3 protein-coding genes are annotated in these 2,507 nt (G+C 69.4%); all 3 read left to right on the forward strand.

All coding sequences use genetic code 11. The features are described from left to right. Window positions 1-49 precede the first annotated feature (49 nt). On the forward strand, window positions 50-1,018 hold the full coding sequence (locus OM076_RS44360) for a YhjD/YihY/BrkB family envelope integrity protein (protein ID WP_270046714.1): 969 nt from the start codon (window positions 50-52) through the stop codon (window positions 1,016-1,018). A gap of 198 nt (window positions 1,019-1,216) precedes the next feature. Then, window positions 1,217-1,738 (forward strand): hypothetical protein, encoded by a 522-nt coding sequence (locus tag OM076_RS44365; protein WP_270046715.1) that lies wholly within the window; start codon window positions 1,217-1,219, stop codon window positions 1,736-1,738. Continuing rightward, on the forward strand, window positions 1,735-2,394 hold the full coding sequence (locus tag OM076_RS44370) for an RDD family protein (RefSeq protein ID WP_270046716.1): 660 nt from the start codon (window positions 1,735-1,737) through the stop codon (window positions 2,392-2,394). Before OM076_RS44365 ends, OM076_RS44370 begins: the two co-directional genes overlap by 4 nt. Window positions 2,395-2,507 lie beyond the last annotated feature (113 nt).

Genomic DNA, 2,507 nt, shown 5'->3' on the forward strand with positions numbered 1-2,507 from the left:
CGGTCGGACCGGCGGCATAACGACGGCGATTTGCGCCGCGGTTCACACCATGGCCACCGACGATCCCATCAGGCTGAAGCCGCCACAGACCGAGCGTGAGCGCCTCAAGCGGACGCTCACGTTCTGGCTGCGGCCGGACTTCGTGCTGCGCGTGGTGAACCGCTTTCAGAAGCTCGCGGGGTTCGACCGCGCGATCGCCCTGGCCTCCGGTGCGCTCACGGCCACGATCCCGCTGATGATCGTCATCAGCAGCGTGTCCTCGCAACTCGGAGGCAAGGACACGGCCGAGCGCATCATCGACCGCTACGAGCTGACCGGCGGCGGCGCCAAGGCGGTCGAGGACGTCTTCGCGCCCCCGTCGGGCACGAGCACGAGCATCGGCATTCTCGGGTTCTTCTTTTTGATGCTCGCGGTGCTGAGCTTCACTCGTGGGGTCCAGCGTCTTTTCGAGCAGGGCTGGGAGCTCAGCCCGCTGAGCGTCCGCAACACCTTCAACGGGCTGCTCTGGATCGTCGGGCTCGCGGTGTTCATGGGCGCCAGCGGCGTCCTGCACGCGGGGCTAGACCACACCCGCCTCGAACTCGGCGCTGCGTTGCTCGCGGCCCCGCTGGCCGTGGTGTTCCTGGTCTGGAGCGGGCGGACGCTCACCGCGAAGCGGCTCACGCGCGCGGACGTCCTCCCGTTCGCCGTCATCGGCGCCGTACTGCTCACGCTCTACTCCATCGCCGCCACCGTCTACGTCCCGCACCTCTTCAACACCTACGCCACCCGCTACGGCGTCATCGGCGCGGTCTTCGCCATGATCTCGACGTTGTTCTGCATCTGGGTCGTGTTCGTCATCTCCACGGCAGCCGGGCGCGAGGTCCGCGACGAACTCGCCCGCATCCAGCGCGGCGAAAAGCCGGCCGAAGACGAAGTCGACCGGCAATGGCAGGAGATCACCGCTCAGGCTCGGTCACGCTGGGACACGCTGCGAGACCGCCGCGAAGAACGCAAGCGCAAGCGCCAGGAGGACTGAGACATGCCACTCGCGTCGGATGCGATCCGCATGGCGCTCTGGCCGGTCACGGAGGCCGCCGGGGCCGCTCAACGCCTCGAGCGCCGCACACGAGCGGCCGCCGGCGACCTCGCCGGGCGCACCGCTCTGGGTGTCGTCGATGCCGTCGTCGCCTCCCCATACACGGAGCGGGCGCTTGACCGCGTGCTGGAGAGCCCGTTGGTCGAGGCCACCGTGCGCGACATGGCCGGGCACGCGGTCGTCGAGCGCGTCGCCGAGCAACTGCTGCACGCCGGCGTTGCCGACCGACTCGCGGACCGTATGCTCGCCGCCGGGAGCGTCGAGCGCGTCGCTGAGCGCATTCTCGAAGGCCCCGAACTCGGGCAGATCACCACGCGGCTAGTCGAGAGCCCTGCCGTGGAACGGCTGCTCACGCGGGTCGCCGAAAGCCCGGCGGTCGAGCGCACCGTCACCCAGGTCATGGACAGCCGGCTGCTCGACCACGTCGTGGCGGGACTGCTCGAGAGCGAGGAACTGTGGCTGCTCATCGACGAGGTCGCGCAAAGCCCGGCGGTGACCGAGGCCATCGCCCAGCAGGGTTTCGGTTTCGCCGACGAGGTCGCAGACCAGGTCAATCAGCGCACGCGGCGAGCAGACGCGATCACCGAGCGCATCGCCCGGCGTCTCTTGCACCGCCACGAGCGCGTCGAGCCGCCACCGCCCGCGATGGATACGCCATGACCAGACCGAGCGGCGACTACCTGCCGCCCAGCCACACCGCGACGGCGGCCAACGCCGCGGTCAGCCAGGATCCCGCCGCGCACGAGGCGGCTGCGGCGCGGGCGCAGGCCGCCGCGGCCGCGCGCGTCCACGTTCAGACCGGCACGAACGAGCACGCGGCAGCGGACTACACCGGTCTGGTGACGCGCGCCATCGCCTTCGCCATCGACGCACTGATCATCGACCTTGCCGCGATCGTCGTCGTCGCGATCGTCGCGCTGGCCCTGAGCCTCTTCAACGTCCCAGCAAAGGTCGAAACAGCGCTCGCGGTGATCGGCGCGTTCCTGTTCGTCGTGTGGGCCGCGGCGTACTTCGTGACGTTCTGGTCGACGACCGGCCAGACACCCGGCGCGCGGATCATGCGCTTCCGCGTCCTCGCCCCCGGCGCACAGCACGGTCACATCGGCCCGAAGCGCGCACTCATACGCCTACTCGGCATGGTCCTGGCCGCGATCCCGCTGCTGGCCGGCTACTTCATGGTGCTCTTCGACGACCGCCGTCGCGGGCTGCACGACCGCTTGGCGCGCACCGTCGCAATCGACGCACCGGACACCGAGACACCCGCCAACCGCATGCGCGCACAGCGCCAAGCATCCCGGACGACGCGCTCGCCATGAACCAACCAGATCGGAAACCCGAGTCGAGTAGGAGGACGTCGATGGCTGCGGCGACCAAGCCGAACATCGTGTTCGTGCTGTGCGACAACGTCGGCTGGGGGGATTTCGGCGTC

The sequence above is a fragment of the Solirubrobacter ginsenosidimutans genome (assembly GCF_027587205.1).

Coding starts and splice junctions, on each gene's coding strand:
- OM076_RS44360 (WP_270046714.1), top strand. CDS start 50: ATGGCCACCGACGATCCCATCAGGCTGAAGCCGCCACAGACCGAGCGT.
- OM076_RS44370 (WP_270046716.1), top strand. CDS start 1,735: ATGACCAGACCGAGCGGCGACTACCTGCCGCCCAGCCACACCGCGACG.